Here is a 26,834-nt window from a genome sequence, read left to right as displayed (position 1 = left end):
AGATTGCCGTCTTGTCTATTTTCCGCCTCACTCTGCTGGCGCTGATCGCCTGCGTCCCTCTGCTGGCTCAGGCCGCGCAGCACTCGCTCACCACCGCCTGGCCGGTGAACGTCGGCCCGCTGAATCCGCATCTTTATACCCCCAACCAGATGTTTGCCCAAAGCATGGTCTATGAGCCGCTGGTGAAGTATCAGGCTGACGGCAGCGTGCAGCCCTGGCTGGCGACCCGCTGGCGTCACTCCGACGATGGTAAAACCTGGTGGTTCACCCTGCGCGAGGATGTGACCTTCTCCAACGGCGAACCCTTTAACGCCCAGGCCGCAGCGGCGAATTTCCAGGCGGTGCTCGCCAACCGTCAACGCCACGCCTGGCTTGAGCTCGCCAATCAGATAACCGACGTGCGGGCGCTCAGCGCCAGCGAGCTGCAGATCACCCTGAAAAGCGCCTACGCCCCCTTGCTACAAGAGCTGGCCCTGCCCCGCCCGTTCCGCTTTATCGCCCCCTCGCAGTTTATCGATGGCGGCACCGCCAACGGCATCAAAGCCCCGATCGGCACCGGGCCGTGGCGACTGGCGAGCTCGCAGCTCAATCAGCGCGACGTGCTGGTACGCAACGAACAGTACTGGGGTAATAAACCCGCGCTGCAGCAAATCACCATCAAAGTGATCCCTGACGCCACCAGCCGCGCGGTGGCGTTCGAAACCGGGGAAATTGACATGCTCTACGGCGACGAAGGGCTGCTACCGCTGGATACCTTCGAACGCTTTCGTCATCACCCCGGCTACGTGGCTCGACTCTCCGCCCCGACGGAGACGGTGATGCTAGCGCTGAACGCCAGCCAGGGCCCGACCCGCGAGCAGGCGGTTCGCGAGGCGCTCAACTACGCCGTCGACAAGCAGACCCTCGTCGATAGCGTGCTCTACGGCACCCAGCAGGTTGCCGACACCCTGTTTGCGCCCTCGGTCCCCTACGCCCCGCAGGATCTGACGCCGCGCCGTTACGATCCGGCAAAAGCCCGCGCCCTGCTGGCGCAGGCCGGCTGGCAGCAGCCGGAAGGCCAGCCCTGGCGACAAAAAGCCGGGCAAGCGCTGGCGATTGAGCTGGCGTTTATCGGCACCGACGCGCTGGCTAAATCGATGGCCGAAATTATTCAGGCCAATCTGCGGGAGGTCGGCGTCCGCGTCACCCTGGTGGGCGAGGAGGAGAGCAGCATCTATGCGCGCCAGCGCGAAGGCCGGTTCGGCATGATCTTCAATCGCACCTGGGGCGCCCCCTACGATCCGCATGCCTTTTTAAGCTCGATGCGCGTGCCCTCGCATGCCGATTATCAGGCCCAGCGCGGCCTGCCCGACAAAGCGCTGATTGATAAAGAGATTAGCGAGGTGCTGACCACCAGCGACGAGGCGCAGCGGAAACGGCTGTACCACGATGTGCTGACCCGTCTGCATCAGGACGCGGTGTACCTACCCATCAGCTATGTCTCGCTGATGTCGGTTGCGCGCCAGGAGGTCGGCGAGATCCCGTTCGCGCCGGTGACCACCGAGATCCCGTTCGACCAGATTAAACCGGTAACGCCATAATGCTACGCTATATTTTACGCCGCCTGCTGCTGCTGATCCCGCTGTTGCTCGCCGCCTCCGCCATCATCTTTCTGCTGCTGCGGCTCGGCACCGGCGACCCGGCGCTGGATTATCTGCGCCTGTCGAACTTGCCGCCCACGGAAGAGATGGTCGCCTCGACCCGCGAACTGCTGGGGCTCAACCAGCCGCTGGCGATGCAGTATCTGCACTGGCTGTGGCGGGCGCTGCACCTGGACTTCGGCCTCTCCTATGCCACCCGGCGGCCGGTGCTGGACGACCTGCTGCACTTCCTGCCGGCCACCCTGCTGCTCACCGGCGCGGCGCTGGCGCTGATCCTCGTCACCTCGCTGCCGCTGGGGATCTGGGCGGCGCGCCATCGCGATCGCCTGCCGGATTTTGCTGTACGGCTGATTGCCTTCCTCGGCGTGTCGATGCCGAACTTCTGGCTAGCCTTTCTGCTGGTGATGCTCTTTTCCGTGCATCTGCAGTGGCTCCCGGCGATGGGATACGGCGACTGGCAGCACCTGATATTGCCCGCCGTCTCCATCGCCTTTATGTCGCTGGCGATTAACGCCCGGCTGCTGCGCGCCAGCATGCTGGAGGTCTCCGGCCAGCGTCACGTGGTATGGGCGCGGCTGCGCGGGTTGAGCACGCGCCAGGTGGAGCGGCGGCATATCCTGCGCAACGCCACCCTGCCGGTGGTGACCGCCATGGGCATGCACATTGGTGAGCTGATCGGCGGCACGATGATTATCGAAAATATCTTTGCCTGGCCGGGGGTTGGCCGCTACGCGGTTTCCGCGATCTTCAATCGCGATTATCCAGTGATTCAGTGCTTTACCCTGATGATGGTCACGGTGTTCGTACTGGCTAACCTGGCGGTGGATGTGCTTAACGCGGCGCTCGACCCGCGCCTGCGCCGCCATGAGGAGGTGAGCGTATGAGATGGCTGCGAAACTTCCGCTGGCCGGTGAAACTGGCCCTGCTGGTTATCGCGCTGCTGGCGGTCATCGCCCTCGGCAGCGGCTGGTGGCTGCCCTGGGATCCGGCGGCGATTAACCTGCAGCAGCGGCTGCTGCCGCCAGGGGGGGCGCACTGGCTGGGAACCGATCATCTTGGACGGGATATTTTCTCGCGCCTGCTGGCCGCCACCCGCGTCTCGCTGGGGGCGGTAATGGCCTGCCTGCTGCTGGTGCTGCTGATCGGTCTGGCGGTTGGCGGCAGCGCCGGGCTGCTGGGCGGCCGCGCCGACCGCGGCCTGATGCGCCTCGCCGAACTGTTTATGACCTTTCCGACCTCGATCCTGTCGTTCTTTATGGTGGGGGTGTTGGGTACCGGGCTGACCAACGTGATCCTCGCCATTGCGCTGTCGCACTGGGCCTGGTACGCCAGAATGGTGCGTAATCTGGTGGTCTCCCTGCGCCAGCGCGAATTTATCCTCGCCGCCCGCCTGAGCGGCGCCAGCCAGTGGCGGCTGTTCAGCGACCATCTGGCAGGGGCGGTGATCCCCTCGCTGCTGGTGCTCGCCTCGCTGGATATCGGTCATATGATGCTTCACGTGGCCGGCATGTCGTTCCTTGGCCTCGGCGTCAGCGCGCCGACGGCGGAATGGGGGGTGATGATCAACGACGCCCGGCAGTATATCTGGACCCAGCCGCTGCAGATGGTCTGGCCGGGGCTGGCGCTGTTCATCAGCGTGATGGCCTTTAACCTGCTGGGCGACGCGCTGCGCGATCGCCTCGATCCTCACCTGATCGCGGAGCATAGCCACTGATGCCGCAGAAGATCCAACTGCAACAGATCGCCCTTACCGCCGACCGCCCGCTGGTCAGCGACGTCTCGCTTACCCTGCGCCGCGGCCAGGTACTGGCGCTGCTCGGCAGCAGCGGCAGCGGGAAATCGCTCACCTGCGCCGCCGCGCTGGGCCTGCTGCCGCCCGGCGTCAACCAGACCGCCGGCCGGGTGTTGCTTGACGGCATGCCGGTGCACGGCGAACAGCTGCGCGGCGCGACTATCGCCACTATCATGCAGAACCCACGCAGCGCCTTTAATCCGCTGCATACCATGTCCGCCCACGCCCGGGAAACCTGCCGGGCGGCGGGCCGCGAAGCAAGTGACGCCGCCCTGCTGGCGGCAATGGAAGAGGTGGGTCTGGATAATCCGCGGGCGCTGCTGAAACGCTACCCCTTTGAGATGAGCGGCGGCATGCTGCAACGGATGATGGTCGCCCTCGCCCTGCTCAGCCGCGCGCCCTTTATCATCGCCGACGAACCGACCACCGACCTCGATGCCATCGCCCAGGCGCGGATCCTCAATCTGCTGGCGGATATCGTCGCCAGCCGCGGTCTGGGGCTGCTGCTGGTGACCCATGACATGGGCGTTGTGGCGCGGCTGGCGGATTACGTAGCGGTCATGGAGAACGGTCGCCTCGTTGAACAGTGCGATGTAAATACGCTGTTCAGCGCCCCACAGCACCCGCTGAGCCAACGCCTGTTGGCGGCGCATCTGGCGCTGTACGGACTGGAGAAAACAGCATGAATTTACTCAGCGTCACCGGGGTGAGCCACAATTACCCGCACCACGGCAGGGTCCTGCACGAGATCCAACTCGCCATCGCCTCTGGCGAAACGGTGGCCCTGCTCGGGCGCAGCGGCTGCGGCAAGAGCACCCTGGCGCGGATGCTGGTGGGCCTGGAAACGCCGCAGCACGGCGATATTGTCTGGCGCGGCACACCGCTGACCGCCCTGAAGGGCGAGGCCGTCGGCGCCTTCCGCCGCGATATTCAGCTGGTGTTTCAGGACGCCTTCAGCGCGGTGAATCCGCGCAAAACGGTGCGCGAGATCGTCAGCGAGCCGCTGCGCCATCTGTTGCGCTTGTCGCGCGAGGAACGCGCGCGCCAGGTGGAAGAGATGCTGCAGGCGGTCGACCTTTCCACGATGCTGCTCGATAAACGCCCGACGCAGCTCAGCGGCGGACAGCTGCAGCGCGTCTGCCTGGCTCGCGCCCTGGCGGTACGGCCGCAGCTGTTGATTCTGGATGAAGCGGTCTCGAATCTCGATCTGCTGCTGCAGGCGGAGATTATCGCCCTGCTGAAACGCCTGCAGGCCCAGTTTGGCACCGCCTGCCTGTTCATCACTCACGACCTGCGGCTGGTGGAGCGCTTTTGCCAGCGGGTGCTGGTGATGGAGCACGGATGCATCGTTGAAACCGCAACGGTCAGTCTACCGCTGCGCCTGCGCTCCCCTGCCGGACAGGCGCTCCAGCAGGCGGTGCTGCCACCTTTTCCTGCCACTCTGCTTAACGAGGCCATGCCATGCAGCGCGTAACCCTGACTCTTGATGATGACCTGCTGGCCGCTCTCGATGCGCTCAGCGCCCGCCGCGGCTACCACAATCGTTCGGAGGCGGTACGCGATATTCTGCGCGACGCCCTCAACCAGGATCCCGCGCCGTCGGAGCCGCGGCGCGGTTATGCCGTCCTGTCATATGTCTACGAGCATGAAAAACGCGAACTGGCGAGCCGGCTGGTGGCCACCCAGCATCATCATCACGATCTCTCCGTCGCCACGCTGCATGTGCATATCAGTCATGACGACTGCCTGGAGATTGCGGTGCTGAAGGGAGACATGGTCGAGATACAGCATTTTGCCGACGACGTGATTGCCCAGCGCGGCGTGCGCCATGGGCATTTGCAGTGTTTAGCGGATGATTAACGATTTGAAAATTCTTGGGTGGTTTATCAACCGTTGATAAACCACATAAACTATACGCTTTGTGAATTATCCCGCTTCGCCAATAATGGCGCCTCATTTAACGATCTCGTTATGGCGAGGCTCCTGCATAAATACAAGTTACCGCCCTGCTGGTATCGAGAGAGACCACTCAGGGAAATACAGGCTTCCATCGAATCAAGGTGTTGCCAAGGTAACTTCTGTCGGTCATGACCGTTCAGATACGTTATGCAGTGCTAAAACCAGGACGTAGGGATCTGCCTGCGCTAACCCTGTCTTGTTCGCCCCTATGAGTGATTTTTTATAGGGATTTTAATCATGTCTTCCATTCAACTCTGCGCCGCCCATCAGGCGACCTCTGGCTTCAACGGCGATGCCATCGCCCAGTATATGCGTACCGACTTTATTACGCTGCAGGAACATCTCAGCGTCCATGAGGCGCGGGAGCACTTTATCTCGCAGCTCACCAGCGATGATATTCCCGGCCAGGTGTTTGTTGTCGCTGGTAAAAAGCTGCGCGGCAGCCTGTCGGTCAAAAAGCTACTGCAGGAAGGGGATGTCGGGCAGTCTATCCGCTACCTGATGGACAGCTGCCTGTTCCGCGTCAAACCTGACGATGAACGCCCGCAGGTCATTGCCGAGCTCAACGAGCGCGGCCTCGAGCTGGTTCCCGTCGTCGATAAAGGCGAGCTGGTCGGCTGCCTGATGGAAAAGGAGATCGCCCATCTGCTGGAGGATGACGTCACCGAGGACGCTCAGCTGCAGGGGGCGACACTGCCGCTGGAAAAACCGTATCTGGACATCAGCCCCTGGACGCTGTGGAAGAAACGCTCGGTGTGGCTGCTGCTGCTGTTCGTGGCCGAAGCCTACACCAGCAGCGTGCTGCAGCATTTCGAAGAGGCGCTGGAGTCGGCCATTGCGCTGGCCTTCTTTATTCCGTTACTCATCGGCACCGGCGGCAACAGCGGAACGCAGATCACTTCGACGCTGGTGCGCTCGATGGCGCTGGGAGAAGTACGGCTGCGCGATATGGGGCGGGTGATCCGCAAAGAGGTGTCGACCTCGTTTCTGATTGCCTTAACGCTGGGGCTGGCGGGCTGCCTGCGCGCCTGGATGATGGGCATCGGCATGGAAATCACGCTGATCGTCAGCCTGACGCTGGTATGCATTACTCTGTGGAGCGCAGTTGTCTCGTCGGTCATTCCGATGGTGCTTAAGCGGATCGGCATCGACCCGGCGGTAGTTTCCGCGCCGTTTATCGCCACGCTGATCGATGGCACCGGACTGATTATCTATTTCAAAATCGCCCAGTATTTTCTTGGGTTGAACTGATCATATACGTTCGGGCGCCAGGGCGCCCGAACGCTTAGATTACCCTTCCACCAGCGCCTGCGCGCAGGCCCAGGCGCTTGACCACGCCCACTGGAAGTTATAGCCGCCGAGCCAGCCGGTGACGTCCATCACTTCGCCGATAAAGTAGAGACCCGGCGCCTTACGCGCCTCCATGGTACGTGACGAAAGTTCGTTAGTATCCACGCCGCCGAGGGTCACTTCCGCCGTCCGGTAGCCTTCGGTGCCGTTCGGCTGCACGCGCCAGGCGGTCAGCGTCTCCACCAGCGCTTGCTGATCGCGAACGTTCAGCTGCTTCAGCGTGACATCAGGAATTTGCCCCAGCTGCTGCAGACACTCCACCAGCCGCTTCGGCAACTGCATCGCGAGGGTGTTTTTCAGGCTCTGGTTGGGATGCGCGCCGCGCTGCTCGTTAAGGAATTCCTCAAGATTGCAGTCTGGCAGCAGATTCACGGTGACGAACTCACCGGGCTGCCAGTAGCTGGAAATTTGCAGCACCGCCGGTCCGGAAAGGCCGCGATGGGTGAACAGCAGATTTTCGCGGAACAGGGTGCCGTTCTCGGCGGTGATGGTCGACGGCACCGAGACGCCGGAGAGAACCTGGAGCTGCTCAAGCAGCGGCTTGTGCAGGGTAAACGGCACCAGACCCGCACGGGTCGGCAGCACCTTCAGGCCGAACTGCTCGGCGATTTTATAGCCAAACGGCGAGGCGCCGAGGCCCGGCATCGACAAGCCGCCGGAGGCGATCACCAGCTTTTTGGTCGCCAGCGTTTCGCCGTTCACCTGAAGCCGATAGCCTTGCTCGTCGCGCTCCACGCTGAGAATTTCGCTGCGCAGGCGGATCTGCACGCCGCCCTTTTCGCATTCCGCCAGCAACAGAGTGACGATCTGTTCCGCCGAATCATCGCAAAACAGCTGACCGAGGGTTTTCTCATGCCAGGCGATGCCATATTTGCCGACCAGCTCGATAAAGTCCCACTGGGTGTAGCGCGCCAGGGCTGATTTGCAAAAATGCGGGTTTTGGCTCAAATAGGCCGCCGGCTCGACATACATATTGGTAAAGTTGCAGCGGCCGCCGCCGGACATCAGAATTTTTCGCCCCGGCTTTTTGCCGTTGTCGAGCAGCAGGACGCGACAGCCAAGCTGCCCCGCCTGCGCTGCGCAAAACATTCCCGCCGCTCCGGCGCCAACGACAATGGCATCAAACCTTTCCACACCGCATTCCTCGTTCCCCAATTGTCGGGTTTTGTAAATATTTCACTCTGGTCACACCAGCGGGAAAAACCCCGCATTAGATACATCATTGAAAGATATAGGATTACTCCCAACAGGGTAAAACCTAAACAGGAAGAAAATCAAAAAAAGTCTATATTTCACTTTGCCCGCGCCGCTAAAGTCACTGATAATGCGCCGCGTTCATGTCCTCAAAATGGCGTAACGTCCTATGCTACATTTATTTGCCGGTCTGGATTTACATACCGGACTATTATTATTGCTTGCTTTAGCTTTTGTACTGTTTTACGAAGCGATTAACGGTTTCCATGATACCGCAAACGCGGTGGCTACGGTTATCTACACTCGCGCTATGCGCTCACAGCTCGCTGTGGCGATGGCGGCGCTCTTCAACTTCTTTGGCGTTCTGCTGGGCGGTCTCAGCGTAGCCTATGCCATCGTGCATATGCTGCCGACCGATCTGCTGCTTAACATGGGTTCCGCGCATGGCCTCGCCATGGTGTTCTCTATGCTGCTGGCGGCGATCATCTGGAACCTCGGGACCTGGTACTTCGGTCTTCCGGCATCCAGTTCTCATACCCTGATCGGCGCCATCATCGGTATTGGTTTAACCAATGCGCTGATGACAGGCACCTCCGTGGTTGATGCGTTGAATATCCCGAAAGTCATCGGCATTTTTGGTTCGCTTATCATCTCGCCTATCGTTGGTCTGGTGATTGCGGGCGGCCTGATTTTCCTGCTGCGCCGCTACTGGAGCGGCACCAAAAAACGGGCGCGTATCCACCTGACCCCGGCGGAGCGTGAAAAGAAAGACGGCAAGAAAAAGCCGCCGTTCTGGACCCGTATCGCCCTGATCCTGTCCGCTATCGGCGTGTCGTTCTCTCACGGCGCTAACGATGGACAGAAAGGCATTGGTCTGGTGATGCTGGTCCTGATCGGCGTCGCCCCGGCGGGCTTCGTGGTGAATATGAACGCCTCCGGTTACGAAATCACCCGTACCCGCGATGCGGTCAACAACGTGGAAACCTTCTTCCAGCAGCGCCCTGACCTGCTGAAGAAAGCCACCGGCGTTGACCAGCTGGTTCCCTCTCCGGACACCAATACCGCGGCCAACGGCGAGTTTCATTGCCATCCGGCGAACACCATCAACGCCCTTGACCGCGTGAAGACCATGCTGACCGGCGTTGAGAACTACGAGTCGCTAAAACCGGAACAGCGCGGCCAGCTGCGTCGCATCATGCTCTGCATCTCCGACACTACCGACAAAGTGGCGAAACTGCCGGACGTAAGCGCTGACGACCAGCGTCTGCTGAAGAAACTGAAAACCGATATGCTGAGCACCATCGAGTACGCGCCAATCTGGATTATCATGGCGGTCGCGCTGGCGCTGGGTATTGGCACCATGATCGGCTGGCGCCGCGTGGCGACCACCATCGGTGAGAAGATCGGTAAGAAGGGCATGACCTACGCCCAGGGGATGTCGGCGCAGATGACCGCAGCGGTCTCAATCGGTCTGGCGAGCTACACCGGGATGCCAGTTTCCACCACCCACGTGCTCTCCTCCTCGGTAGCGGGGACGATGCTGGTGGATGGCGGTGGTCTGCAGAAAAAGACGGTAACCAGCATTCTGATGGCCTGGGTACTGACCCTGCCGGCAGCGATTATCCTTTCAGGCGTCCTTTACTGGCTCTCCCTGAAGCTGATTTAAGCGTTATTCGTTCAAAACGGGCCAGCTTGCTGGCCCTTTTTTTATTCTGAAAATATCGTTAGTGCCAGATCATCAGCGCAATCAGGCTCACCACCACCAGGCCGCACAGGGCGCTGGTCAGAATAAACTGGCGACGAACACGTTCGCAGCGACGAATAAATTCATCGTCATGATGGTCACGGTAGCGCTGGGCATAGATATACCAGACCAGCCGCATCTGTTTGCTGGGCTGCCCGTGCGAGGTAAAAAAGCCGCCGCCATCGACGTACTGATAGAGCAAGGGATCGCAACCACGTAGCACAACCAATAATGCACGCAACGATGAGAAGTAGCGTGCCATATTCACCACACAAACGACACACAGGGCCCAAAACAGCGCAATAGTGCTGATCATACCTCCTCCCCGGCGACCCGCCCACGGAGAAATCCTCCGCGGCTACCGCTCCCCAAATAACCGACGACAATACCGTAAAGAGTGCGATTCCGATCACATTTATTTTTCCGACCGGCTCATTAAATAGTGTAGGAGATCCATTAATTTTTTTACCACAAGGTTATTCGTTATCAATACGTAAGACGGATAAATTTGTTTAGCTTTTAGGTGAACCCAGTGCATTGACGGAGTGCGGGGGGCGCTATAAGGTAAGAAATATCTTCTACAATGAAGTCCTTAAAGGCTACCCTCCCGCGAATGTAGCACGCAGGACGCGGGCGAAACGGCAGCGCCAGCTGTCAGGTCCAATGGTCATCGACAAACTTATGGAAGGAGTAACACTATGGCTTACAAACATATTCTGATTGCAGTAGACCTGTCCCCGGAGAGTAAAGTACTGGTTGAAAAAGCCGTTTCTATGGCCCGCCCTTATAACGCGAAAGTCTCCCTGATCCACGTGGATGTCAATTACTCCGACCTCTACACCGGGCTGATTGACGTGAACCTCGGCGATATGCAAAAACGCATCTCCGAAGAGACCCATCACGCGCTGACCGAGCTCTCGACCAACGCCGGCTACCCGATCACCGAGACCCTGAGCGGCAGCGGCGACCTCGGCCAGGTGCTGGTCGATGCGATTAAAAAATATGATATGGACCTGGTGGTCTGCGGCCACCATCAGGACTTCTGGAGCAAGCTGATGTCCTCTGCCCGTCAGCTGATCAACACCGTCCATGTCGACATGCTGATCGTCCCGCTGCGCGACGAAGAAGACGAATAACCCTCCCGTTGTGTCATGCCAGACGCCCGCCGCTGCGGGCGTTTTTATTTTCGCTTCCGCCCCGCCAGACAACAGAGCTTAAATCCATAAAAAAGCCATTCAATTAGTGTGATCAGCCAGTTATTCACTAAAACATCTATATAATAATCTACTCATTAAGCCAATAACCGCAGCATGGCGAGTTATCAGACATTTTCGGCGCGTTCTGGCATACGCGTTCATACTTTTTGGGAAAGTAATACAAGGCGAAGGAATATGAATACAACTGCACCTACGGGTTTGCTGCAGCAACCTCGTCCGTTCTTCATGATCTTCTTTGTGGAGCTCTGGGAACGTTTTGGCTATTACGGCGTTCAGGGGATCCTGGCGGTCTTCTTTGTTAAACAGTTGGGCTTCTCTCAGGAACAGGCCTTTATCACCTTCGGCGCCTTCGCGGCGCTGGTTTACGGGCTGATCTCGATCGGCGGCTACGTGGGCGACCATCTGCTGGGGACCAAACGTACCCTGGTGCTCGGCGCGGTTGTGCTGGCTATCGGCTACTTTATGACCGGGATGTCGCTGCTGAAACCGCAGCTGATTTTTATCGCCCTCGGCACCATCGCCGTCGGCAACGGTTTGTTTAAAGCCAACCCGGCGAGCCTGCTGTCAAAATGCTATCCGCCGAAGGATGCCCGTCTCGACGGGGCGTTTACCCTGTTTTATATGTCGATAAACATCGGTTCGCTGCTGTCGCTGTCGCTGGCGCCGGTGATCGCGGAAAAGTTTGGCTACGCGGTGACCTATAATCTGTGCGGCGCGGGGCTGATTATCGCGCTGCTGGTCTACTTCGCCTGCCGCGGGATGGTAAAAGATATTGGCTCCGAGCCCGATCACCGCCCCCTCAGCCTGCGCAATCTGGCGCTGGTGCTGGCCGGTACGGTGGTAATGATTTTTCTCTGCGCCTGGCTGATGCATAACGTGATGATCGCCAACCTGGTGCTGATTGTCCTGTCGGTCGTGGTCATTGCGTTCTTTTTCCGCGAGGCGTTTCGCCTTGATAAAACCGGGCGCAACAAAATGTTCGTCGCCTTTATCCTGATGATCGAGGCGGTGCTGTTTTACATTCTCTACGCCCAGATGCCGACCTCGCTGAACTTCTTCGCCATCAACAACGTCCATCATCAGATCCTGGGTTTTACCATCAACCCGGTCAGCTTCCAGGCGCTGAACCCCTTCTGGGTGGTGGTGGCCAGCCCGGTGCTGGCGGCGATTTACACCCATCTCGGTCATAAGGGTAAAGACCTGACCATGCCGGTGAAATTTACCCTCGGGATGTTCCTCTGCGCGCTGGGCTTCCTGACCGCCGCGGCCGCCGGGATGTGGTTCGCCGACGCCCAGGGATTAACCTCGCCGTGGTTTATTGTGCTGGTTTATCTGTTCCAGAGCCTGGGCGAGCTGCTGATCAGCGCCCTGGGGCTGGCGATGGTCGCCGCGCTGGTGCCGCAGCATCTGATGGGCTTTATTCTGGGGATGTGGTTCCTGACCCAGGCCGCCGCGTTCCTGCTCGGCGGCTATGTGGCGACCTTCACCGCGGTGCCGGAAAATATCACCGACCCGCTGCAGACGCTGCCGGTTTACACCAGCGTGTTCAGTAAAATTGGCCTGGTGACCCTGGGGGTCACGGTGGTGATGGCGCTGATGGTGCCTTGGCTGAACCGGATGATTAATACCCCGGCCAGCGCCGAGTAACCGTTTAAGATGGCCGATCCGCACTGGCGCCGTTTGTTTAAATATTACGGTTCCCGGCTTGCGCTACGCTGAGCCGGGCTACAATGCGGTAGCCCGGATAAGGCGCGTTGCGCCGCTATCCGGGAGATACCACCACGGCGTAATATTACTCCGGTGTGCCGGCGTAGATATCAAACCGATGCCCTTTGGTCACCACCGCGTTCGGCGTGGCGACTTCCGCCAGCGGCGGCGCGTAATCCGGGCGCTTTACCACCACCCGTTTGGTCGCCAGCTGGCGCGCCGGGGCCAGCAGGCCATCGGCGTCTAAATCAGGCCCCACCAGCGACTGAAAAACGCGCATCTCTTTCTTCACCAGCGCGCTTTTCTGCTTATGCGGGAACATCGGGTCGAGGTAGACCACCTGCGGACGCGGGGTGATATCGGTCAGCGCCGTCAGGCTGGAGGCGTGGATCAGCTGCAGCCGCTCCTGCAGCCAGCCGCCGATTTCCGCATCGGCATAGCCGCGGGCCAGACCATCGTCGAGCAGCGCGGCGACCACCGGATTGCGCTCCAGCATCCGCACGCGGCAGCCGACCGACGCCAGCACGAAGGCATCGCGCCCCAGGCCGGCGGTGGCGTCAACCACATCCGGCAGATAATCGCCTTTAATGCCCACCGCTTTGGCTACCGCTTCACCGCGGCCGCCGCCAAACTTGCGCCGGTGGGCCATCGCCCCGCCGACGAAATCGACGAAGATACCGCCAAGCTTAGGCTCATCGCGCTTACGCAGCTCCAGATGCTCAGCGGTCAACACCAGCGCCATTAGGTTATCGTCATCCTGCTCCAGCCCCCAGCGGGCGGCTAAAACAGATAAGGCGCCGTCTCCGGCGCCCGTTTCATCAATTAAGCAGATCTTCACGTAGCAATCAGCCTTTGATCCCGTAATGCTCAAGCATCGCATCCAGCTGCGGCTCGCGCCCGCGGAAGCGTTTGAACAGCTCCATCGGCTCTTCGGAACCGCCGCGGCTCAGGATATTGTCGAGGAACGACTGACCGGTTTCACGGTTGAAAATCCCCTCTTCTTCGAAGCGTGAGAAGGCGTCTGCCGCCAGCACGTCGGCCCACAGGTAGCTGTAGTAACCTGCCGCATAGCCGCCAGCGAAGATGTGGCTGAAGGCGTGCGGGAAGCGGCCCCAGGTCGGCCCCGGCACCACGGCGACCTGCTTTTTAATCTCGGCCAGGGTCTCAAGGATTTTCGCTCCCTGCTCCGGTTTGTACTCCGCATGCAGGCGGAAATCGAACAGGCCGAACTCCAGCTGGCGCAGAATAAACATCGCCGCCTGGTAGTTTTTCGCCGCCAGCATTTTCTCCAGCAGCGCCTGCGGCAGCGGTTCACCGGTTTCATAATGACCGGAGATAAAGGCCAGCGCTTCCGGCTCCCAGCACCAGTTTTCCATAAACTGGCTCGGCAGCTCGACCGCGTCCCACGGCACCCCGCTGATGCCGGAAACCCCGGCGGTATCGATGCGGGTCAGCATATGATGCAGACCGTGGCCGAACTCGTGGAACAGGGTGATCACTTCGTCGTGGGTGAACAGCGCCGGTTTGCCGTTGACCGGACGGTTGAAGTTACAGGTCAGGTAGGCGACCGGCTTCTGCAGGGAGCCATCCAGCTTACGCATCTGGCCGACGCAGTCGTCCATCCACGCCCCGCCGCGCTTGTGCTCGCGGGCATACAGGTCGAGATAGAAGCTGCCGCGCAGCTCGTTGTGTTCGTCATACAGCTCGAAGAAGCGCACTTCCGGATGCCACACATCGACATCGGTACGCTCTTTGGCGGTAATGCCGTAAATGCGCTTCACCACTTCGAACAGACCGTTAACGGCTTTGTTTTCAGGGAAATAGGGGCGCAGCTGCTCATCGCTGATGCTGTAGAGATGCTGTTTCTGTTTTTCGCTGTAGTAAGCGATGTCCCACGGCTGCAGCTCTTCGACGCCGAACTCGGTTTTAGCGAAAGCGCGCAGCTGGGCCAGCTCTTTTTCGCCCTGTGGACGGGCGCGTTTTGCCAGGTCGGTGAGGAAGTCGAGCACCTGCTGCGGATCCTCCGCCATTTTGGTGGCGAGGGATTTAAAGGCGTAGCTGTCAAAGCCCAGCAGCTGCGCCAGCTCGTGGCGCAGAGCGAGGATCTCCGCCATCACCGGGCTGTTATCCCATTTCCCGGCGTTCGGCCCCTGATCGGAGGCGCGGGTGGAATAGGCGCGGTACATCTCTTCGCGCAGCGCCTGATTGTCGCAGTAGGTCATCACCGGCAGGTAGCTCGGGATATCCAGAGTCAGTAGATACCCTTCCTGCTCTTTGGCCTGGGCCTGCGCCTGAGCGGCGGCCAGCGCGCTTTCCGGCATACCGGCCAGATCGGCGACGTCGGTCACCAGCTTGTTCCAGCCCATAGTGGCGTCAAGGACGTTGTTGCTGTACTGGTTGCCCAGCTCAGAGAGGCGCGCGGCGATTTCACCGTAACGTTTCTGCGCCTCCGGCGGCAGGCCAATACCGGATAATTCGAAATCGCGCAGCGCGTTATCAACCGCTTTTTTCTGCGCGGTATTCAGCGTGGCGTAGTTATCGCCATCGCGCAGGTCGCGGTAGGCTTTATACAGGCCTTCATGCTGGCCGACCCAGGTGCTGTACTCGGAGAGCAGCGGCAGCGTCTGTTCGTAGGCCTCGCGCAGTTCCGGGCTGTTTTTTACCGAATTGAGATGGCTGACAGGCGAGAAGATGCGTCCCAGCACATCGTCCACTTCCGCCAGCGGCTGGCAAAGATTTTCCCAGCTATACGGCGCGCCGTGCGCCACCGCGCTTTCCACTGCGGCCCGGCAATCCTCCAGCGCTTTGGTGACCGCGGGGACCACGTGCTCTGGTTTGATCGCAGAAAAAGGCGGCAGGGAAAAAGGCGTCAGTAATGGATTGGTCATATGCGCTGTCCTGTTGAAAGGGGTGAATGAAGCGCGCGTCCGGCGCTTATGCATGAGATCTAGAATGGGGGATAGTTGGGGGAATTTCAATGACGGGCGGTGCGTCAGCCTGGGTATTGCTGCGATAAGTCCGCCCATTGCCGGAAAAACGCGGCACGCGGTGCAGCGTGCCGGAAACCGCATTAATGCCCTTTTTGCGCCATTTCCCAGGCCGCCGACAGATTTACCCGCTGCCAGAACTGCTGCTCGGGGGTGGCGCCGGACAGCGGGTAGCCCGCCGGCAGCGCGGTATTGACCATCAGCGCCCGGCGCTGGGCCGCAGACAGCTGCGGCAGGGCAGCCTCCAGCAGCACTTCCGCCCCCTCCGGCACCTGCAGGCGCGGCTGCGGCCCCGTCTGCCGCGGCAGGTCGTAGGTCATGGTGAAACGAGTGAAATCACGCATCGCCGGATCGCGCCAGGGATCGTCTTTCACGCTGCTCTTCGCGCACTCGGCAAGCGATGTGCCGCAGGCTTTCGCCAGCGCGGCGCGCAGCTGATCGCGGGCTTCGTTAAATAATACCCGGTAGCGCGGATCGTTAAGATAATGGGCCACGTTGCGCTCGGCCACCATCCGCGAGCCGATCACATCCAGGGGATAGTGGACACCCAGCACGATGCGCGAATAGCCATAGCGTGCGCCGCGCGCCACCAGCGCGTCGTAGCGCTCCGGGATCATCGCCGCCAGCAGCAGCGCATCAGTATAGCCAGTGTTGGTGTGACCGCTGGGGAACGAGCCGCCGTCGGCGGTATAGGGCTGGTTATCCTTCACCACCACGTCGTCCGGCACCAGGTGAATGGTGTTGCCCTGCACCAGAAACGGCCGCGGATTGTTGTAGTGCTTTTTCGCCTCGCCGGTGCTGACCTCCGAGGCTTTGATCAGCGCCGCCGCTTTCCCTAGCGCGCCCTGGTCATAGGCGGTCAGAAACGCGTTACCCAGCCGCGGCCCCAGCGCGTCGCTGAGGAAGTAGAGGTAGCTAATCCCTTCCGCATCGGCCAGCGCCTGACGGCGGGTGGTCTGTACGGCGTCGCGGTTAATGGCGGTGACCGTCGCCAGATTCTGCTGCACGACGGTCTCCGGCAGGCTGCTGAACGCCGACAGCAGCGCAATGCCCGCCTGCTGATTGGCCCGGGTCTGGAAGTCATAGCCGCTGGCCTTCAGCCAGGCGGTATCGGCCTGGGTTTTGTTTTGTTTCGCGTGCGCCAGCCGATCGCGTGTCAGCGCGGCGGCATCCCCCTGCAGAGCGTGGCGCAGCTGCGCCAGTGCCTGTTGCTCAAGATCGTCATACGCCTGGCTGGAGGCAGCCGGCGTCACGCTATTGGCGAGGGCCGCCGCCCTGTTCAGCGGGATGTCTTTAGCCAGAACCGGTTGCGCCAGCAGCAGCGCCACGGCCAGCAGCGAGAGTTGATTTTTCATTATTTTTCCTTTTATTCAAACAATTACCTTGCCTGTATCCGACGCTAGCGCGGCCGTTTGACGCTTTTATGACAGCGTTATGTTTTGCAACGCTTTTGGCAGAAATGAAACAGCGCGGCGGCGCAGCGGTAATCTCGGCCGATCTGCGGTAAACTATCGGTTAACTTGTTTATTTCCCGGAATCTCTGCATCCATGCTCAGTTATCGCCACAGCTTTCACGCAGGCAACCACGCCGACGTCCTCAAACACACCGTTCAGAGCCTGATCATCGAAGCGCTGAAAGAGAAAGAAAAACCGTTTCTCTACCTGGACACCCACGCCGGCGCGGGCCGCTATCAGCTGAGCGGCGAGCACGCCGAGCGTACCGGCGAGTATCTCGAAGGCATCGCCCGGATCTGGCAGCAGGACGACCTGCCGGCAGAGCTTGAGCCCTATATTTCGGTGGTCGAACACTTCAACCGTAACGGCCAGCTGCGCTACTACCCGGGCTCCCCGCTGATCGCCCGCCAGCTGCTCCGCGAGCAGGACAGCCTGCAGATGACCGAGCTGCACCCGAGCGACTTCCCGCTGCTGCGCGCCGAGTTCCAGAAAGACAGCCGCGCGCGCGTCGATAAAGCCGATGGCTACCAGCAGCTGAAAGCTAAGCTGCCGCCGGTCTCGCGCCGCGGTCTGATTCTGATCGACCCGCCGTACGAAATTAAAACCGACTATCAGGCGGTGGTGACCGGGATTAACGAAGGCTATAAACGCTTCGCCACCGGCACCTACGCGCTGTGGTATCCGGTGGTGCTGCGCGCGCAAATAAAACGCATGATCAAAGATTTAGAAGCCACAGGTATCCGCAAAATTCTGCAAATCGAGCTGGCGGTGCGTCCGGACAGCGACCAGCGCGGCATGACCGCCTCCGGGATGATCGTCATCAACCCGCCGTGGAAGCTGGAGCAGCAGATGAACAATGTGCTGCCGTGGCTACACAGCAAGCTGGTGCCGGCCGGTACCGGTCACACGAACGTCAGCTGGATCGTGCCGGAGTAATCGCAACCATCGGTGGAACCTTTTACGCCTCGCGCTACAATCGCGGCAATCAACGATTAAGGACATATGGGCATGAGCAAACATTATGATTACCTCGCCATCGGCGGCGGTAGCGGCGGTATCGCCTCGATTAACCGTGCGGCCATGTACGGCCAGAAGTGCGCGCTGATTGAAGCCAAAGCGCTGGGCGGCACCTGCGTCAACGTCGGCTGCGTGCCGAAAAAAGTGATGTGGCATGCGGCGCAGATCCGCGAAGCGATTCATCTTTACGGCCCGGACTACGGTTTCGATACCACCATCAACCATTTCGACTGGGAGAAGCTGGTCGCCAGCCGCAGCGCCTATATCGACCGCATTCATACCTCCTACGACAACGTGCTGGGTAAGAATAACGTCGACGTGATCAAAGGGTTTGCGCGCTTTGTCGATGCCCACACCGTGGAAGTGAACGGCGAGACCATTACCGCCGATCATATCCTGATCGCCACCGGCGGCCGTCCGAGCCACCCGAACATTCCGGGCGTGGAATACGGTATTGATTCCGACGGTTTCTTCGAACTGCCGGCGCTGCCGAAGCGCGTGGCGGTGGTCGGCGCGGGCTACATCGCCGTTGAACTGGCGGGGGTGATTAACGGCCTCGGCGCTGAGACCCACCTGTTCGTGCGTAAGCACGCGCCGCTGCGCAGCTTCGATCCGCTGATCGTCGACACGCTGGTGGAAGTGATGAACGCCGAAGGTCCGCAGCTGCATACCAACGCCATCCCGAAAGCGGTGGTGAAGCATGCCGACGGTAGCCTGACCCTTGAGCTGGAAGATGGCCGCAGCCAGACCGTTGACTGCCTGATCTGGGCGATTGGCCGCGAACCGGCGACCGATAACTTCAACCTGGCGGCTACCGGCGTGAAAACCGACGATAAAGGCTACATCATCGTCGATAAGTTCCAGAACACCAGCGTGCCGGGCATCTACGCCGTGGGCGATAACACTGGCGCCGTCGAACTGACCCCGGTGGCCGTGGCCGCAGGCCGTCGCCTCTCCGAACGCTTGTTTAACAACAAGCCGGAAGAGCATCTGGACTACAACAATATTCCGACCGTGGTCTTCAGCCACCCGCCTATCGGCACCGTCGGCTTAACCGAGCCGCAGGCGCGCGAGCAGTATGGCGACGACGCGGTGAAGGTCTACAAATCCTCCTTCACCGCGATGTACACCGCCGTCACCTCGCACCGCCAGCCGTGCCGCATGAAGCTGGTGTGCGTTGGCCCAGAAGAGAAGATTGTCGGCATCCACGGCATCGGCTTCGGAATGGATGAGATGCTGCAGGGCTTTGCGGTGGCGTTGAAGATGGGCGCTACCAAAAAAGACTTCGACAATACCGTCGCTATTCACCCGACGGCGGCAGAAGAGTTCGTCACCATGCGCTAACACGCGAGCGCCGGATGATAAAAAGAAGCCCTGAGGGGCTTCTTTTTTTATGCTCAGGCCACGCCGTTATTGCCATGGCGCATAAACGCCGGGCGCTGATTGAGCGCCATATACCAGCGCTCCACGGCCGGCATTTCCGGATGCGCAAAGGGCGTCATCTTCCAGCGATGCACCGACAGCCCCAGCACGATATCGGCCAGGGTGAAGCGCTCGCCGGCTATCCACGCCCCGGTACGCTGCAACTGCGCCTCGACAATGCGCACACAGTGGGTCCAGGTGGCAATGCTCTCTTTAATCGCCGCCGGATCCTGAAAGCGAGGATCTTTACGCACCAGCCCCATAAAGGCATGGCGCCAGGCATTATTGAACTCGGTCGCCTGCCAGTCCATCCAGTGCTCCACCTCGGCGGCGGGCTGCGGCTCAGCGGGCAGCAGATCCCAGCGCTCCGCTTTCCGCGCCAGATAGCGGCAGATGCTGTTCGACTCCCAGAGCACAAAGTCATCGTCCAGCAGCACCGGCACCAGGCTGTTAGGATTCAGGCGCTGAAATTCAGGGGTGTCCAGGGGCTTAAACCCGCTGCCGTAATCCTCCTGCTGGTACGCCAGCCCGATCTCCTCGCAGGTCCACAGCACTTTCCGTACATTGATTGAAGAGCGTTTGCCCAGAATTGTTAGCATCGTCAGCGATTCCTCAGCCATAAAAGACAGTTCATTCACTCTACTCTATTGCCAGCCAGCAACAAGGCAGAGCGCTGGATAATGTGTATAGTTGATTCCAGCCTGTTTGCCGAAAAGGAACCCGACATGTTGACCCCTTTTACCGTTTTGATGCCCGCCAATATTCGTTTTGGCCGCGGTCAGGCCCAGAGCGCCGCCCCCTGGCTGGCGCAGCAGGGTGGTCCCATTCTGCTGGTGCATGGTGCCAGCCCGCAGCGGGCGGCGTTTCTCCGCCAGCAGCTGGAGGCGCTGCAGCTTGCAGTCACGACGCTGGCGATAAGTCGCGAACCCTGGCTTAGCGATATTGAGCAGGGCGTCCAGCTGGCGCGCGAGAAAGGGATCAGGGCGGTGGTCAGCCTCGGCGGCGGCGCGGTGATTGACGCCGGTAAGGCGATTGCGGCGCTGGCGCCCGCCACCGGCCCGGTGATCGACTATCTGGAGGTGGTGGGAACGGGCCGTCAGCTGGAAGCCAGTCCCCTGCCGTTCGTGGCGATCCCCACCACCGCCGGGACGGGCGCGGAGGTTACCAAAAATGCGGTGATCAACGTTCCGGAACAGCAGCGGAAGGTGAGCCTGCGCGACGACCGGATGCTGCCTGACCTGGCGATTGTCGACCCGGCGCTAACCGACAACGCGCCGCGGAGTATCACCCTGAGCTCCGGCCTTGACGCCCTGACCCAGGTGATAGAGCCGTGGCTCTGCAGCCGGGCCACCCCTTTCACCGACGCCCTCTGTCAACAGGCGATCCCGCGGGGTATCCGCGCGCTGAAGGTTCTGATGGAAAAAGAGTGCCCGGCCAGCCGCGACGAGATGGCCTGGGTCAGCCTGTGCAGCGGACTGGCGCTGGCGAACGCCGGGCTGGGGGTGATCCATGGCCTCGCCGGCCCGCTGGGCGGCCTGAGCCGCGCCTCGCATGGTGCCCTGTGCGGCAGCCTGCTGCCGTTTGGGCTGGCGCTGAATGAGTCGCAGATAAACGACCCCGCCCTGCGCCAGCGCTTCAACGATGTTCGCCGCTGGCTGGCCGACGGGCTGGAGGTTCCGGCGGATCGGGTCTGGGACAGTCTGCGGGAATGGAGCCTTCGCGCCGGTCTCGGCACCCTACGCGACCTCGGCGTGGCGCGCGACGCGCTGGAGCCGGCGGCGCTGGCCGCCAGCACCTCCTCATCGATGAAGGCCAATCCGGTCAGCCTGAGCAGCGAACAGCTGCTGGAGATGCTGGAGGCGGCGTGGGAGTGAGCGCCCCGGGATAAAATTTTGTTGCATAATGAATGCTCCGAATTTTATCTTCGCCCAAGCGCGGACTTATTAATGATTTATCAAGGCGTTACTTAAAAACCACGGCGTCCCCTGCAGGCGAAAAAGCGTGATCTAACGCACAGTTTGCTTCACACTCACCGAAGCGACTGTCTACGCTTAAAAGACAAGGCCGGGTACGCCCGGCCGCGAACTCACGCTATCCGGAGGTCCGTATCGCTATGTTCAGCCAGAAATTACGCCACGTTGAAGACGACGAGTTAAGGATCGACATCGATCCCTGCTACGAAGCCGATCCGTACGAATTAAAGCTGGATGAGATGATTGACGCTGAACCGGAGCCTGAGGTGATCGAGGGGCTTCCGGCGTCTGACGCCCTCACCCCGGCGGATCGCTATCTTGAGCTGTTTACCAACGTGCAGAAATCACGCATTTTTGCCGACAGCAAAACGTTTCCCGACTGCGCGCCGAAGCACGACCCGCTGGACATCCTGCGGAACTACCGGAAGGTCAAACGTCAGCCCGATTTCGATCTACGGCAGTTCGTTGAGGACAACTTCTGGCTGCCGGAGAGCCAGACCGACGTTTACACCTCCGACCCCAACCTGACGCTGAAAGAGCACATCGATAAGCTGTGGCCGGTGCTGACCCGCGAGCCTCAGGATCATATCCCCTGGTCGTCGCTGCTGGCGCTGCCGCAGGCCTATATCGTCCCCGGCGGCCGCTTTAGCGAAACCTATTACTGGGACTCTTATTTCACCATGCTGGGGCTGGCGGAGAGCGGCCGGGAAGATCTGCTGAAATGCATGGCCGATAACTTCGCCTGGCTGATTGAAACCTACGGTCATATTCCGAACGGCAACCGCACCTACTACCTCAGCCGCTCGCAGCCACCGGTGTTCGCCCTGATGGTCGAACTTTTTGAAGAGGACGGCGTGCGCGGCGCGAAGCGCTATCTGGATCATCTGAAGATGGAGCACGCCTTCTGGATGGACGGCGCCGAGTCGCTGATCCCGCATCAGGCGTATCGGCACGTGGTGCGTATGCCGGATGGCTCCTTGCTCAATCGCTACTGGGACGATCGGGACACGCCGCGGGATGAATCGTGGCGCGAGGACGTGGAGACCGCCCGCCACTCGGGACGGCCGGCTAATGAAGTCTACCGCGATCTGCGGGCGGGCGCCGCGTCCGGCTGGGACTACTCCAGCCGCTGGCTGCGGGATATCACGCGGCTGGCCAGTATCCGTACCACGCAGTTTATCCCCATCGACCTGAACGCCTTCCTGTTCAAGCTGGAGACGACCATCGCCAACCTCTCCGGGCTGAAGGGCGATCGCGAGACGGAAGCAGCCTTTCGCCAGAAGGCTCAGGATCGGCGGGCGGCGGTTAACCGCTACCTGTGGGACGATGAGAACGGCTGTTTTCGCGATTATGACTGGCGCCGCGAACAGCTGGCGCTGTTTTCCGCCGCCAGCATTGTCACCCTTTACGTCGGCCTGGCGACCCACGAACAGGCGGAACGCCTTGCCGATGCGGTGCGGGCCCGCCTGCTCACCCCCGGAGGGATCATGGCCACCGAATACGAAAGCGGCGAGCAGTGGGATAAACCCAACGGCTGGGCGCCGCTGCAGTGGATGGCGGTGCAGGGATTTAAACGCTACGGTCAGGATCCGTTGGGAGATGAGATCGCCTGGAGCTGGCTGCAGACGGTCAACCACTTCTACAAGCAGCACCACAAGCTGATTGAGAAATACCACATCGCCACCGGCGTGCCGCATGAGGGCGGCGGCGGGGAGTATCCCCTGCAGGATGGCTTCGGCTGGACCAACGGCGTGGTGCGCCGGCTGATTGGCCTGTACGGTGAGCCAACCTAGTCGGGCTGTTCCCGGCGGCCTTCTCCTGCTATGTTCAGGAGATTCGCCCTGCCCGGAATGACGCTTATGCCTGAACTTCTGACGCCGCGCCTGCGCTGCTCACCGCTGCAGCTGGACGACTGGTCGTTTTTTCTTTCCCTGCAGCAGGATCCGCAGGTCATGCTCTACGTGGCCGACCCCCGGCCGCAGGCGGCCATCCGCGAGGCGTTCGATTCGCGGCTGCCGCCGTGGACGCCCGGGGATGCACACTGGCTGTGCCTGGTGGTGCGCGACAGGCTGACCCATACCCCGCTCGGCCTCACCGGTTACCTACATCATCAGCGCGACATAGCCGAGGTCGGCTTTCTCTTCGCCCCGGCGGCGCAGGGCCGGGGCTACGGCTACGAATCGCTGCGCGCGCTGTGCGACTACGCCTTCACCACCGGCGGCGTCCGCCGCCTGACCGCCACCGTCACCGCCGGCAACGAGGCGTCTAAGCAGTTACTGCTCAAAGCCGGGTTCCGGCTGGAGGGGGAGCTGCGGGAGAACTACTGGCTCAACGGACGCTGGCACAACGACTGGCTGTTCGGTCGGCTGCGCGCGGAGGGCGATGCGCCCTAGCGCGCCGCCGCTCACGGTCTGATGACAGCGGGGTTCAGAGGAACATCCCTCCCGAGACTTCCACACGCTGCGCGTTCATCCACGCCAGCTCATCGCTGAGCAGGGCGGCGATGGCGTCGCCGATATCATCCGGTAGCCCGACGCGCCCCAGCGCGGTCTGGGCGGCGATATGCCGATTCACCTCGGCGTTATCACGCACCTCCCCGCCGCCAAAATCGGTCTCAATGGCCCCCGGCGCGATGATGTTCACCGATATCCCCCGTCCGCCCAGCTCTTTCGCCTGATAGCGGGTCAGGACCTCCATCGCCCCCTTCATCGCGGCGTAGGCCGCATAGCCCGGCAGGGCAAAGCGCGCCAGGCCGCTGGAGACATTCAGGATCCGCCCCCCGTCCTGCAGGAGGGGCAGCAGCCGCTGGGTCAGAAAAAACGGCCCTTTGAACTGGATGTTCATCAGCTCGTCAAACTGCGCTTCACTGGTCTCGGCGAAGGGGACGTTGAGGCCGATCCCGGCGTTGTTCAGTAAATAGTCAAAGGTAGTGCGTCCCCACTTCTGCGCCAGCACCAGCGCCACCTCGCTGGCAAAGGCGTCGAATGTTGAGGAATCGCCGACGTTCAGCGCCAACGCTGCCGCCTTGACCCCTTTTTGCTCAATCTCCGCCACCACATCGAGAGCCGCCTGGCGGTTGCTGTGATAGGTCAGAAGAATGTCGGTTCCCTTCGCCGCCAGCTTCAACGCGGCGTTTTTACCCAGGCCACGGCTGCCGCCGGTCACTAAAGCGATACGTTGTGTCATCAGAAGACCCCTTTCAGGTTGCGTTGTGATTGTGTTCTAGCTTATTAACTGCCAGTAAAACAATAAATACGCTACATTACGTTTTACTGTTTCATTCACAACAACAATAGGCCATCGGCATGGATAAAATTCATGCAATGCAGTTATTCATTCGCGTAGCGGATCTGGAGAGCTTCTCCCGCGCCGCCGAGACCCTGGCGCTGCCGAAAGGCAGCGTCTCGCGGCAGATTCAGGCCCTGGAAAGCCATCTTGGCGTGCGGCTCCTGCACCGTACCACCCGTCGGGTTCAGCTCACCCAGGATGGGATGGTCTACTACGAGCGGGCGAAGGATCTGCTGAGCAATCTCGACGAACTGGACGGGATGTTCCAGCACGATCCGGCGAGCATCAGCGGCCGGCTGCGGGTGGATATGCCGGTCGGTTTTGCCAAAAAGCTGGTGATCCCGCATCTGCCGACTTTTTTGCAGCAGTATCCGGGCATCGAACTGGAGCTGAGCAGCAGCGACCGGCTGGTGGACGTGATCCGCGAGGGGTTTGACTGCGTGGTGCGCGTCGGCGCGCTCAAAGACTCCGGGCTTATCGCCCGCCCGCTGGGCAAGCTGACGCAAATTAACTGCGCCAGTCCGGACTACCTGGCCCGTTTTGGCTACCCGCAATCCCTGGAGGATCTGGCGGATCATGCCCTGATCCACTACGCCAGCACTCTCGGGGTCCGTCCTTCCGGCTTCGAGGTGGTGATCGACGGCGCCGTGCGCTGGGTAAAAAGCGGCGGCATATTGACGGTCAACAGCACGGAAACCTATCAGGCGGCCTGTATCGCCGGGCTGGGAATTATTCAGGTGCCGCGCACCGGCGTGCGCGAGGCGTTACGCGCCGGCGAACTGATCGAGATCCTGCCCCAGTACCGCGCTGAGCCGCTGCCGGTCTCGCTTATCTACCCGCACCGGCGCAACCTCTCCCGCCGCGTGCATCTGTTTATGGAGTGGCTGGGTAGCCTGATGAAAGATTACGTCGATTGATCCGCGCGAAGGATGAACGGGGGGGCGGGCAGATGCGTTCCTGCAGGATACGGCATTTAAGGTATACTTTTTGCTGAATCTCGCGGTAAAAAAGGAAGAAATTACGTATGACGCCGGAAAACGACGATCGACGCCCACCACAGGAACCGGACACGCAGCCGGAGAAAAGCAAAAGCCCCCTCGACGCCCTCAATGACATGGCCGTCGGCCAAAAAGCCAGCCAGGCGCTGAAGACCGTCACCGGAACGGCGGCTAAAGTGCAGCGCAACCCGGTGATCGCCCACCTGCTACGCGCCGCAGAGCGCTTCAACGACCGGCTGGGAAATCAGTTCGGCGCGGCCATCACCTATTTCTCGTTCCTGTCGATGATCCCGATCCTGATGGTCTCATTTGCCGCCGCCGGCTTCGTTCTGGCCTGGCATCCGACCCTGCTGCAGGACATTTTCGACAAAATTCTGCAAAACGTCAGCGACCCGACGCTGGCGGCGACGCTGAAAAACACCATCAACACCGCGGTGCAGCAGCGCACCGCCGTCGGTGTGGTCGGCCTGCTGGTGGCGCTCTATTCCGGTATTAACTGGATGGGCAACCTGCGCGAAGCGATCCGCGCTCAGTCACGCGACGTCTGGGAGCGCCGGCCGCAGGACGAGGAGAAAATCTGGATAAAATACTTCCGCGATCTTATCTCGCTGATCGGTCTGCTGGTGGCGCTGATTATTACGCTGTCGATCACCTCTGTCGCCGGTTCCGCCCAGCAGTTGATTATCTCCGCGCTGTATCTGGACAATATTGAATGGCTGAAACCCGCCTGGCGGCTGATCGGTCTCGCCATCTCTATTTTTGCCAACTATCTGCTCTTTTTCTGGATCTTCTGGCGGCTGCCGCGCCATCGTCCGCGGCGCAAGGCCCTGTTTCGCGGCACGCTTATCGCGGCGATTGGCTTTGAAATCATCAAAATCGTCATGACCTGGACGCTGCCGGCGCTGGTGAAATCCCCCTCCGGGGCGGCGTTCGGATCGGTGCTCGGGCTGATGGCCTTTTTCTATTTCTTTGCCCGCCTGACGCTGTTCTGCGCCGCGTGGATCGCCACCGCGGAGTATAAAGACGACCGACGGATGCCGGGCAAAACCCACCGCTGACGTATTGCGAGGATGAATAAAAGAGGCAAAATT

At 60.6% G+C, this 26,834-nt stretch carries 24 protein-coding genes and 1 riboswitch; of the genes, 17 read left to right on the top strand and 7 right to left on the bottom strand.

Annotated elements, in window-relative coordinates; all coding sequences use genetic code 11:
- The first annotated feature begins 11 nt into the window (after positions 1 to 11).
- The 7 genes from nikA (at position 12) to ABLU73_RS19155 (ending at position 6,642) form a co-directional block, all read left to right on the top strand.
- Positions 12 to 1,580, top strand: a complete 1,569-nt coding sequence (gene nikA, locus ABLU73_RS19185) for a nickel ABC transporter substrate-binding protein (RefSeq protein WP_032456700.1) — start codon at positions 12 to 14, stop codon at positions 1,578 to 1,580.
- Complete coding sequence (nikB, locus tag ABLU73_RS19180; RefSeq protein WP_004202070.1) at positions 1,580 to 2,524, top strand: nickel ABC transporter permease subunit NikB; 945 nt, start codon at positions 1,580 to 1,582, stop codon at positions 2,522 to 2,524. Before nikA ends, nikB begins: the two co-directional genes overlap by 1 nt.
- Positions 2,521 to 3,354, top strand: a complete 834-nt coding sequence (nikC, locus tag ABLU73_RS19175) for a nickel ABC transporter permease subunit NikC (protein WP_004202068.1) — start codon at positions 2,521 to 2,523, stop codon at positions 3,352 to 3,354. The genes nikB and nikC overlap by 4 nt, the downstream gene beginning before the upstream one ends.
- The gene (gene nikD, locus ABLU73_RS19170) at positions 3,354 to 4,118 is read left to right on the top strand and encodes a nickel import ATP-binding protein NikD (RefSeq protein ID WP_064189856.1); all 765 of its coding nucleotides are present in this window, start codon (positions 3,354 to 3,356) and stop codon (positions 4,116 to 4,118) included. Before nikC ends, nikD begins: the two co-directional genes overlap by 1 nt.
- The gene (gene nikE / locus ABLU73_RS19165) at positions 4,115 to 4,906 is read left to right on the top strand and encodes a nickel import ATP-binding protein NikE (protein ID WP_064189855.1); all 792 of its coding nucleotides are present in this window, start codon (positions 4,115 to 4,117) and stop codon (positions 4,904 to 4,906) included. Before nikD ends, nikE begins: the two co-directional genes overlap by 4 nt.
- Complete coding sequence (gene nikR / locus ABLU73_RS19160; protein WP_004202063.1) at positions 4,894 to 5,292, top strand: nickel-responsive transcriptional regulator NikR; 399 nt, start codon at positions 4,894 to 4,896, stop codon at positions 5,290 to 5,292. Before nikE ends, nikR begins: the two co-directional genes overlap by 13 nt.
- Positions 5,293 to 5,390: 98 nt before the next feature.
- Positions 5,391 to 5,572: riboswitch (M-box (ykoK) riboswitch) on the top strand.
- 56 nt (positions 5,573 to 5,628) lie between these two features.
- Complete coding sequence (locus tag ABLU73_RS19155; RefSeq protein WP_065799832.1) at positions 5,629 to 6,642, top strand: magnesium transporter; 1,014 nt, start codon at positions 5,629 to 5,631, stop codon at positions 6,640 to 6,642.
- A 39-nt stretch (positions 6,643 to 6,681) separates the two neighbouring features.
- On the opposite strand, the gene ABLU73_RS19150 is transcribed toward ABLU73_RS19155, so the two are convergent.
- Positions 6,682 to 7,875 (bottom strand): NAD(P)/FAD-dependent oxidoreductase, encoded by a 1,194-nt coding sequence (locus ABLU73_RS19150; protein WP_004204939.1) that lies wholly within the window; start codon positions 7,873 to 7,875, stop codon positions 6,682 to 6,684.
- A gap of 229 nt (positions 7,876 to 8,104) precedes the next feature.
- Here ABLU73_RS19150 and pitA point away from each other — a divergent pair, with 229 nt between their 5' ends.
- Positions 8,105 to 9,601 (top strand): inorganic phosphate transporter PitA, encoded by a 1,497-nt coding sequence (pitA, locus tag ABLU73_RS19145; RefSeq protein ID WP_004204940.1) that lies wholly within the window; start codon positions 8,105 to 8,107, stop codon positions 9,599 to 9,601.
- 58 nt (positions 9,602 to 9,659) lie between these two features.
- Here pitA and uspB read toward each other — a convergent pair whose 3' ends face one another.
- On the bottom strand, positions 9,660 to 9,995 hold the full coding sequence (uspB, locus tag ABLU73_RS19140; protein WP_002921203.1) for a universal stress protein UspB: 336 nt from the start codon (positions 9,993 to 9,995) through the stop codon (positions 9,660 to 9,662).
- A 382-nt stretch (positions 9,996 to 10,377) separates the two neighbouring features.
- Here uspB and uspA point away from each other — a divergent pair, with 382 nt between their 5' ends.
- Positions 10,378 to 10,815: a universal stress protein UspA gene (gene uspA, locus ABLU73_RS19135; protein ID WP_004145166.1), complete on the top strand. Its 438-nt coding sequence runs from the start codon at positions 10,378 to 10,380 to the stop codon at positions 10,813 to 10,815.
- A gap of 255 nt (positions 10,816 to 11,070) precedes the next feature.
- Entirely contained in the window at positions 11,071 to 12,543 is a 1,473-nt protein-coding gene (dtpB, locus tag ABLU73_RS19130; protein WP_004204941.1) for a dipeptide/tripeptide permease DtpB, read from the top strand.
- Positions 12,544 to 12,688: 145 nt separating this feature from the next.
- Here the strand turns inward: dtpB and rsmJ are convergent, their stop codons facing one another.
- From rsmJ to ABLU73_RS19115, 3 genes are all read right to left on the bottom strand, one after another.
- Positions 12,689 to 13,441, bottom strand: coding sequence for a 16S rRNA (guanine(1516)-N(2))-methyltransferase RsmJ (gene rsmJ / locus ABLU73_RS19125; RefSeq protein ID WP_004204942.1), 753 nt, complete (start codon positions 13,439 to 13,441; stop codon positions 12,689 to 12,691).
- 7 nt (positions 13,442 to 13,448) lie between these two features.
- Positions 13,449 to 15,491, bottom strand: a complete 2,043-nt coding sequence (gene prlC / locus ABLU73_RS19120) for an oligopeptidase A (RefSeq protein ID WP_004204943.1) — start codon at positions 15,489 to 15,491, stop codon at positions 13,449 to 13,451.
- A gap of 182 nt (positions 15,492 to 15,673) precedes the next feature.
- Positions 15,674 to 16,945 carry a phosphatase PAP2 family protein gene (locus ABLU73_RS19115; RefSeq protein ID WP_043522527.1) on the bottom strand — a complete coding sequence of 424 codons (1,272 nt, stop codon included), beginning with the start codon at positions 16,943 to 16,945 and terminating at the stop codon, positions 15,674 to 15,676.
- Between the two features lie 193 nt (positions 16,946 to 17,138).
- Here ABLU73_RS19115 and ABLU73_RS19110 point away from each other — a divergent pair, with 193 nt between their 5' ends.
- Complete coding sequence (locus ABLU73_RS19110; protein WP_064794986.1) at positions 17,139 to 17,981, top strand: 23S rRNA (adenine(2030)-N(6))-methyltransferase RlmJ; 843 nt, start codon at positions 17,139 to 17,141, stop codon at positions 17,979 to 17,981.
- Positions 17,982 to 18,053: 72 nt separating this feature from the next.
- Entirely contained in the window at positions 18,054 to 19,406 is a 1,353-nt protein-coding gene (gene gorA, locus ABLU73_RS19105) for a glutathione-disulfide reductase (RefSeq protein WP_004204946.1), read from the top strand.
- A 53-nt stretch (positions 19,407 to 19,459) separates the two neighbouring features.
- Here gorA and ABLU73_RS19100 read toward each other — a convergent pair whose 3' ends face one another.
- Positions 19,460 to 20,083 carry a glutathione S-transferase gene (locus ABLU73_RS19100; protein WP_023319290.1) on the bottom strand — a complete coding sequence of 208 codons (624 nt, stop codon included), beginning with the start codon at positions 20,081 to 20,083 and terminating at the stop codon, positions 19,460 to 19,462.
- A 126-nt stretch (positions 20,084 to 20,209) separates the two neighbouring features.
- Here ABLU73_RS19100 and ABLU73_RS19095 point away from each other — a divergent pair, with 126 nt between their 5' ends.
- The 3 genes from ABLU73_RS19095 to ABLU73_RS19085 all read left to right on the top strand — a co-directional run bounded on the left by ABLU73_RS19095 (position 20,210) and on the right by ABLU73_RS19085 (position 23,850).
- The gene (locus ABLU73_RS19095) at positions 20,210 to 21,358 is read left to right on the top strand and encodes an iron-containing alcohol dehydrogenase (protein ID WP_264923665.1); all 1,149 of its coding nucleotides are present in this window, start codon (positions 20,210 to 20,212) and stop codon (positions 21,356 to 21,358) included.
- A gap of 239 nt (positions 21,359 to 21,597) precedes the next feature.
- A complete protein-coding gene (locus tag ABLU73_RS19090) occupies positions 21,598 to 23,250 on the top strand; it encodes an alpha,alpha-trehalase (RefSeq protein WP_017899998.1) in 1,653 nt (550 codons plus the stop codon).
- 66 nt (positions 23,251 to 23,316) lie between these two features.
- A complete protein-coding gene (locus ABLU73_RS19085; RefSeq protein WP_017899999.1) occupies positions 23,317 to 23,850 on the top strand; it encodes a GNAT family protein in 534 nt (177 codons plus the stop codon).
- A 34-nt stretch (positions 23,851 to 23,884) separates the two neighbouring features.
- On the opposite strand, the gene ABLU73_RS19080 is transcribed toward ABLU73_RS19085, so the two are convergent.
- On the bottom strand, positions 23,885 to 24,643 hold the full coding sequence (locus ABLU73_RS19080; protein ID WP_264923666.1) for an SDR family oxidoreductase: 759 nt from the start codon (positions 24,641 to 24,643) through the stop codon (positions 23,885 to 23,887).
- Between the two features lie 119 nt (positions 24,644 to 24,762).
- Here ABLU73_RS19080 and ABLU73_RS19075 point away from each other — a divergent pair, with 119 nt between their 5' ends.
- Together ABLU73_RS19075 and yhjD are read left to right on the top strand one after the other, a co-directional pair.
- On the top strand, positions 24,763 to 25,662 hold the full coding sequence (locus ABLU73_RS19075) for a LysR family transcriptional regulator (RefSeq protein WP_023319292.1): 900 nt from the start codon (positions 24,763 to 24,765) through the stop codon (positions 25,660 to 25,662).
- A gap of 107 nt (positions 25,663 to 25,769) precedes the next feature.
- Complete coding sequence (gene yhjD, locus ABLU73_RS19070) at positions 25,770 to 26,801, top strand: inner membrane protein YhjD (protein ID WP_264923667.1); 1,032 nt, start codon at positions 25,770 to 25,772, stop codon at positions 26,799 to 26,801.
- Positions 26,802 to 26,834: the final 33 nt, after the last annotated feature.

It is taken from the genome of Klebsiella sp. GG_Kp175, assembly GCF_040062325.1.
Lineage (GTDB): Bacteria > Pseudomonadota > Gammaproteobacteria > Enterobacterales > Enterobacteriaceae > Klebsiella > Klebsiella quasipneumoniae.
Note: the sequence above shows the minus strand (reverse complement) of the source record. Positions and strands in the feature narration are given on the sequence as shown.